Source organism: Streptomyces mexicanus (assembly GCF_902506575.1).
Lineage (GTDB): Bacteria > Actinomycetota > Actinomycetes > Streptomycetales > Streptomycetaceae > Streptomyces > Streptomyces mexicanus.
In genome coordinates, this window is the sequence record NZ_LR732544.1 from 2,583,536 (window position 1) to 2,590,783 (window position 7,248).

Below are 7,248 nucleotides of genomic sequence, written 5' to 3' on the forward strand. Positions count from 1 at the left end.
CGTGCGAGACATCGCGGTGTTCAGCGGCAGCGCCCCCCCCGACCTGGCCGCGGAGGTCTGCGCGCACCTCGGCGTCCCGCTCAGCCCCGCCCGGGTCAGCCGGTTCGCCAACGACTGCCTTGAGGTGCAGTTGCAGGCCAACTGCCGCGAACGGGACGTCTTTCTGATCCAGCCGCTGGTCAAACCGGTGCAGGAGCACCTCGTGGAGCTGCTGCTGATGTGCGACGCGGCCCGCGGTGCCTCCGCCGGGCGGATCACCGTCGTCATGCCGCACTACGCCTACGCCCGCTCCGACAAGAAGGACGCCCCGCGCATCTCGCTCGGCGGGCGGCTGGTCGCGGACCTGCTGGTGGCCGCCGGCACCAGCCGCGTGCTGACCATGACCCTGCACGCGCCGCAGGTGCACGGCTTCTTCACGGTGCCCGTCGACCACCTGCACGCGCTGCGCGAACTGGCCGCGCACTTCCGGCAGTACGACCTCACCCGCACCACCGTGGTCTCCCCGGACCTCGGCAACGCCAAGGAGGCCGCCGCGTTCGCCCGGCTGCTCGGCGTCCAGGTGGCCGCCGGCGCCAAACAGCGCCACGCCGACGACCGGGTGACCATCACCTCCGTCATCGGCGACGTCGCCGGACGCGACGTGATCGTGCTGGACGACGAGATCGCCCGGGGCAGCACGGTGCTGGAACTGCTGGACCGGCTGCGCGAGGCCAAGGCCCGCTCGATCCGGGTGGCGTGCACGCACGGCCTGTTCGCGGCCGACGCCCTGAAACGGCTGAGCGAGCAGGACGACGTGCTGGAGATCGTGTGCACCAACACCGTTCCGGTGCCGGTTGAGGACCACGACGGCCACCGGGCGCACCGGGACAAGCTGCGGGTGCTGTCCGTCGCGCCCGCGCTCGCCGAGGCCGTGCGCCGCATCCACAACGGGGAGTCGGTCAGCGCCCTGTTCGACGCGGCGCGCGGCGAGTAGCCCCGGCGGCGGCGGGCACGCCCCGACGGCCCCCGGCGGTCACCCGGAGCCGGACGCGGCCCGGGGCTGGGCCAGGGCCGCCTGGAGGGTCGGCTGCGGCGGCAGCAGCCGGGCCAGGCCGGTGACCTTCAGGATGCGCAGCGTCAGCGGATGGGTGCACACCAGGCGCAGCTCGCCGCCCCGCTCCAGCAGCCGGCCGCGGGCCCGGTAGAGCAGGCGCAGCCCGGAGCAGTCGAAGAACTCGATCGCGCTCAGGTCGATCACGACCCGCGCCCCGGGCCGGTCCGTCACCCGGTCCAGACACGGAATGATCTCCTCCGCCGCGGCGAGGTCGATCTCACCGCGCAGCGCCAGCACGGTGCACCCGCGCTCCCGGTGGACGCGCACGTGCCGGGTGAACGGCGCGGGGTCCTGCGGCACGACGGCATCGCCTCCCAGGGTCAGGGTCCGGGCGGGCGGGGGATGCCGAGCCGCAACCCCTGCCTCTGCCCGGCAAGTTACCCTCCTTGGAGTGAATTCCAGCATGTTCGATTGACATATGTCATCGCGTTACTGCCGGGCGGGGTCAGTCCATCAGCAGGACCAGCTTGCCGGTGGTGTGGCCGGTCTCGCCCAGCTCGTGCGCCTTGGCCGCCTCCGCCAGCGGGAACGTCCCGGCGATGGTGGCGCGCAACTGGCCCGCCTCCACCAGCTCCGCGACCGCCCGCATCCCGTAGTGATCGGCGTCCACCAGCATCCGCACCGCCCGCACCCCCAGCCGGTCGGCCTCCTCGAAGAACTCCCCGGACCCCACCGGCACGATCGACACCACCACGCCGCCCGGCCGCAGCACGCGCAGCGAACGCACCGAGGTGTCCCCACCGAGGGTGTCCAGCACCACGTCCACGTCCCGCACGGCCTCGGTGACGTCGGTGGTGCGGTAGTCGACGGGTTCGTCCACGCCGATGCCGCGCAGGAAGTCGTGCTTGCCGGCGCTCGCGGTGCCGATGACGTACGCGCCGCGCGCCTTGGCGATCTGCACGGCCACATGGCCCACCCCGCCGGCCGCCGCGTGGATCAGCACCCGCTGCCCGGTGCGCAGCCCCGCCTGCTCCACCAGGGCCTGCCAGGCGGTCAGCGAGACCAACGGCAGCGCGCCCGCCTGGGTGTGGTCGATCCCGGCGGGCTTGCGGACCAGGGCGCGGGCCGGGACGGTGACGTACTCGGCGTGCGAACCGTGGCCGAACGGGTAGGGCAGCATGCCGAAGACCTCGTCCCCGGGCCGGAAGAGAGCCACGCCGACGCCGGTCTCCTCGACCACGCCGGAGACGTCCCAGCCCAGCACGAACGGCGGTTCGCCGAGGAAGCGGCCGGTCGCGCGGTGCTTCCAGTCCGTCGGGTTCACCCCGGCGGCCCGCACCCGGACCAGCACCTCGTTGGGCCGCGGCACCGGCCGCTCCAGCTCGATCAGCCGCAGCACCTCGGGCCCGCCGAGGGTGTCCTGGCCGACGGCCCGCATCGTCTTCGTATCGCTCATGGGATCCAGCCTGCCCCCGATCTCCCAGCACCACAACGACGGGCCGGCCCCGCCCGGCGCGCACGGGCTGCCGGAACGCTGCCGGCGGCCCGTCGGCCGGGCCCGGTCCACGGCGGGCGGGCCGCGGCGGCCGACTGAACGCCCGCGCCCGGGAAAGAGGGAAGAGGAGGGCGGCGGGCACCAACGCCCTGCCGCCGGACCCATCGGAGGAGACATGCCACTGGTGACCGCGGGCGTCGTGGTGCTCGACTGCGCGGAGCCCGAGAAACTCGCCGCGTTCTACAAGGGGCTGCTTCAGGCGGAGGAGACGGACGCGAGCGCCAACCTGGTGGAGATCAGGGCCGCCGACGGACTGCGTCTGGCCTTCCGGCGCGACGCGAACGCCACCCCGCCGAGCTGGCCGCGCCCGGAGAACTCCCTCCAGGTCCACCTGGACTTCCTCGTGGAGGACCTGGACGCCGCGGAACGGCGGGTCGTCGAGCTGGGCGGCCGGCCGATCGAGGCGAAGGACATCCCCGGCCGCTCCGAGGAGCGCGGCTGCTCCGATCCGGCCGGCCACAGTTTCACCCTCCGCCTCGCCCGCCAGAGGGCTCCCAAACAAGGCTGAAGGAGGCCGCGGGACGGGCGCGGCGGTACCGGCCGCCGGCCCCCGCCGGGGCGGGGACGGGCGGCGCCCCCGCCGCGACCCACACGCACGCGCGGGTCGGTAGAGTCGGCTGTATATACGAGCCGGCCCCCCCCCCCGTCCCGCCCGCCGCCCGCGCCGTCCTCGTGCTGATGGGCCTGCCGCTGCTGGCCGTGCTGGCGCTGCCCGCCGCGTTCGCCGGCGGAGGCACGCGACGCTGGTTCGGCGGGCGGGCCGACAGTCAGCGGGCGCAGGCGCAGGAGGCCAAGGACGCGGCCGCCGCCGCCTTCTACGAACTGGACACCGCCCAGCGGGACCTGCGGATCTCGGTGGAGACGATCACGGCCGTCGACGACTCCCCCGCGGCCCGGCAGGCGGTGGCGGAGTTCGAGGCGCTGGGCCGGCGCATCGACGAGGCCAGTCAGCGGTACATCCAGGCCGTGGACGCCACGGACCTGGACCGCCACGACCTGGAGGCGTCCGCCGCCGCCCGGGCGCGCACCGCCCTGGTCGCCGCCAAGGACGAACTGCTGAACATCAAGCGGGAGCTGGACCGTTTCGCCAGTGGACTCGGGCCGCTGCTCGGCAAGGCCGAGACGGAACTGGCCCGGGTGGCGCCCGCCGTGGAGCGGGCCCGGCAGGCGCTGCGGGGGGCCGGTGCGGCCCTGGACGCCGCGCGCGGCGCGGGCCTCGGGGCCGACGACCTGGCCGCCCGGCTGGCCGCGCTCGCACCGGAGTTGACGAAGCTGAACGAGGGCGCGGGCCGGCACGGCGTGCGGCCGACGCTGCAGCGGGCCGAGCGGGTGGCGCGGGAGGCGGAGGCGATCCGCTCGGCGGCCGAACGCCTGCCGGAGCAGGCCGCCGAGATCGACCACCGGCTGGTGTCGCTGCGCACCCGGGCGCAGGCGCTGACCACGCGCGCCGGGCAGGTGGAGCCGGTGCTCAGCGAGCTGCGGCGCCGGTTCACGGCCGCCTGCTGGCAGGATCTGCAGCATGTGCCGGAGCAGGCCGCGCAGAACGTGCGGCAGGCGGAGGCGAAGCTGAAGGAGGCACAGGCGGCGCGGGACGCGCAGCGCTGGCCGGACGCCACCGCGCTGCTGTCGACCGTGCGGGCGCTGCTGAACGCCACCGACGAGGCGGTCTCGGCCGCCGGTGACCGGCTGGCCCGGCTGAACGCGGTGCAGAAGGACCCGCAGACGGAGATCGAACGGACCCGGTTCGCGATCCGCGACGCCCAGCGGCTGGCCATGTCGGGCCGTACGGCGCCGGATCCGCGCCACGCCCGCCCGCTCGACGACTCCGTGGCCCGGCTGGAGCGGGCGGTGGCGGGCCTGGAGGAGGGCCGCCATCCCGACTACTGGCACTTCCTGACCGAGACCGAGGCGGTCCGGCAGACGGTGGCCCAGGTGGTGGCGCGGATCCGACAGGAGCGGGGGGCCGGCCGCTGGGGCGGGGGCGGCTGCGCGCCCCGCGCCGGGCCGGCTCCCGCCCCGGGAGGACACCGCTCAGGTGCGGTAGGCGTAGTAGTACGCGTTCGGGTACGACGCGATCAGGCTCGCCACCGACCGGTTGTAGGTGTTGGTGGAGTGGTACGACACGTACGGCACGCCCTGCGGGCTGCGGTAGGTGACGATCATCGAGTGGTCCTTGGACCCGTCCCGGTTGAAGTCCATCTGCAGCACGTCACCGACGTCGAGCTGGTAGACGTACGGCAGGCTGGTGACCCGCTTGGAGGACAGCGCGAACCACGAGAACTCGTTGACGCCGACGAACGAGTCCGACTGGATGTCGGCGGTGCCGAACCACTTGTGCCAGTCGTTGGTGTAGCCGGGCACGTGCTTCCAGCCGCCCGCCTTGAGGGACTGGCTGACGAAGTTCGTGCAGTCGCCGCCGGCGCCCTGGCCGCTGAAGTCCGGGTAGTCCGGGTTGTACTTGTTCCAGTACTTCTGCGCGTACGCGGCCATGGCCTTGTAGTCGTACGCGCCCGAGGTCAGGTTCTTCGCCTTGGCCGGCGCGTTGCGCGAGGTCGAGGCCCGGGTCGCCGCCGGCGGGCTGTCGTCGTCACCGGTCGCCGGCTCGGTCACGGTCGGCGTGGTCGGCTGGTTGACGGCGACACCGTCGTCGGTGTCCTTGATGCCGGTCAGCTGCCAGTTGCCGTGCTTGTCGGCCTGGAACGACAGCTCGTGGTGCGCCTGGAAGCCGGTGGTCTTCGGCTCGTTGCCGCGCACCTTCTCGTACGTCAGCGTGGTGGTCTCGGTGACCTCGGCCTTGGCGTGACGGCCCTTCACCTCCGTGGCGTTCAGCGTGACGCTGGTGCTGGCGGAGCTGTAGCGCTCACCGAGCTGCTCCAGGCGGTCCTTGCGGCCGCGCAGCTGGGACAGCGCGGAGTCCTCCGCGTGCGCCTGCGTGCCGGACAGGCGGACCTTGCCGGAGAAGTGCGAGGTCAGCTTGGAGTGCTCGCCGTGCCGGCCGCTGTCGTCCACCAGGGCCTGGGTGCGGTCGGTGAACACCGCGTCGGCCAGCTTCTGGAACGTGGCCTTGGTGGCCGCGTCGACGGTCGGGTCGTCGGTGACCGCCGCGCCCGCGCTCCAGTTGGGCACCAGGGCCACGCCGGCGACCACCGCGGCGGCGGACGCCCCGACTATGGTGGCGCGGCGCCGCTTACGGCTCAGTTTTCTCGATTTCAATGATGTTCCCCTCTACGCCGGTACACCTACCGGGCGACCGCATCTTCGCACGGCACGTGTGACGGTTGTGAAGAGGGTGAGTGCAAGTGGAACCAGGCTGTTGCCGCGGTCACTTGACCACCGACGACCAGTCCGGGGACTGTGCCGGATCCAGGGTGCGCAGCCGCTGCAGGTTGCCGGGTGTCTGCACGTCCAGCCAGTCCGCCAGCTCCTTGAACGACACGCACTTGACCTCGGGTTTGGTGCACACGTTCTTCACGACCTGGTCGATGGCCTTCATGTAGATGCCGCCGTTCCAGTCCTCGAAGTGGTTGCCGATGAACAGCGGTGCCCGGCTGCCGTAGTACACCCGGTCGAAACCGGCCAGGTAGGAGTCGACGGTCGTCTTCTCCCACTGCGGGTACTTGGCCGGGTCGCCGCTGGTCTCACCGCCCGACTGGTTGTAGAGGAAGTTGAAGTCCATGGACAGGCCCTGGTACTTGCCGTTCTCGTAGGGGAGCATCTGCAGCGGGAAGTCCCAGACGCCGTTCTTCTTCGACGGCCATATCTGGAAGTCGCCGGGCGAGGAGGCGTCGTAGCGCCACCCGTAGCTCTTGATGGCCTTCAGCAGGTTGGGCTGGCCCTCCAGGCAGGGCGCGCGTCCGCCGGTGACCTCCTGCTTGAAGTCGAACGGCAGCGGCGGGACGTCGGTGAAGCCGGTGTTGGTCTTCCAGTGCTCCACGAAGTCGTAGAACTGGTCGATCTCGCTCTTCCACTCCTCCACGCTCCAGTCACCGCCGCCCTTGTCGCCGCAGAAGTGGCCGTTGAAGTGGGTGCCGATGTCGTTGCCCTCCTCGTAGGCCAGGCGCAGCTGCTCCAGGGTGGTGCGGATGTGCTCGTCGGTGGGGTAGTCGATCGCCGCGTCCCCCGGGGAGTGCATCGGCCCGTGGTACAGCGCCTTCTTGCTCTTGGGCAGCAGGTAGATGCCCGTGAGGAAGAAGGTCATGTGGGCGTTGTACTCCTTGGCCAGCTCCCGGTAGTGCGAGAAGAGGTGGTCGCTGCCCTCCAGCGCGCCGTCCCAGGAGAAGACCACGAACTGGGGCGGTTTCTCACCGGGCTTGAGCGGCTGCGGCTTCAGCGTGCCCTTCTGCGGGCCGGTGTACGAGGTCGAGCCGTCACCGAGGACGTGGGTCTTGCCGTCCCATGTCGGCTGCCCGGTGGCACTGGCCGTGGGGGCGGGGGCGGGGCTCTTGCCGGCCTTCTCCCCGGCGGACGCGGTCGGGGTGGTCGTGTCCGGCCGGGTCAGCGCGAGGAAACCGGCCACGACGGAGGCGACGACGAGCAGGACCGCGAGGGTGACGACGTGCGGGCGGCCGGGCCGGCGGAAGGAGCGGCGACGGCGGGCCCGGGGGCGGGCGCGCGCCGGGGCGCGGAGGGGGGAGTGCACCACGACCCGCCAGTCGCCCAG

The 7,248-nt window shown here is 72.5% G+C and carries 6 protein-coding genes and 1 pseudogene; 3 read left to right on the forward strand and 4 right to left on the reverse strand.

Going from position 1 to position 7,248, the window contains the following annotated elements:
• The first annotated feature begins 1 nt into the window (after window position 1).
• A complete protein-coding gene (locus GV126_RS11610; RefSeq protein WP_159665314.1) occupies window positions 2–973 on the forward strand; it encodes a ribose-phosphate diphosphokinase in 972 nt (323 codons plus the stop codon).
• Window positions 974–1,012: 39 nt separating this feature from the next.
• Here the strand turns inward: GV126_RS11610 and GV126_RS11615 are convergent, their stop codons facing one another.
• Together GV126_RS11615 and GV126_RS11620 are read right to left on the reverse strand one after the other, a co-directional pair.
• Window positions 1,013–1,393: an anti-sigma factor antagonist gene (locus tag GV126_RS11615; protein ID WP_236569963.1), complete on the reverse strand. Its 381-nt coding sequence runs from the start codon at window positions 1,391–1,393 to the stop codon at window positions 1,013–1,015.
• A gap of 145 nt (window positions 1,394–1,538) precedes the next feature.
• The gene (locus GV126_RS11620; RefSeq protein WP_159665318.1) at window positions 1,539–2,489 is read right to left on the reverse strand and encodes an NADP-dependent oxidoreductase; all 951 of its coding nucleotides are present in this window, start codon (window positions 2,487–2,489) and stop codon (window positions 1,539–1,541) included.
• Window positions 2,490–2,703: 214 nt separating this feature from the next.
• Here GV126_RS11620 and GV126_RS11625 point away from each other — a divergent pair, with 214 nt between their 5' ends.
• The gene (locus GV126_RS11625) at window positions 2,704–3,096 is read left to right on the forward strand and encodes a VOC family protein (protein ID WP_159665320.1); all 393 of its coding nucleotides are present in this window, start codon (window positions 2,704–2,706) and stop codon (window positions 3,094–3,096) included.
• A gap of 170 nt (window positions 3,097–3,266) precedes the next feature.
• A pseudogene (locus GV126_RS36370) lies at window positions 3,267–4,556 on the forward strand (hypothetical protein); the annotation flags it as partial.
• A gap of 63 nt (window positions 4,557–4,619) precedes the next feature.
• On the opposite strand, the gene GV126_RS11635 reads toward GV126_RS36370, so the two are convergent.
• Both GV126_RS11635 and GV126_RS11640 read right to left on the reverse strand, forming a co-directional pair.
• The gene (locus GV126_RS11635) at window positions 4,620–5,735 is read right to left on the reverse strand and encodes an amidase domain-containing protein (protein ID WP_236570247.1); all 1,116 of its coding nucleotides are present in this window, start codon (window positions 5,733–5,735) and stop codon (window positions 4,620–4,622) included.
• A gap of 175 nt (window positions 5,736–5,910) precedes the next feature.
• Window positions 5,911–7,248 carry a polysaccharide deacetylase family protein gene (locus GV126_RS11640; RefSeq protein ID WP_438947837.1) on the reverse strand — a complete coding sequence of 446 codons (1,338 nt, stop codon included), beginning with the start codon at window positions 7,246–7,248 and terminating at the stop codon, window positions 5,911–5,913.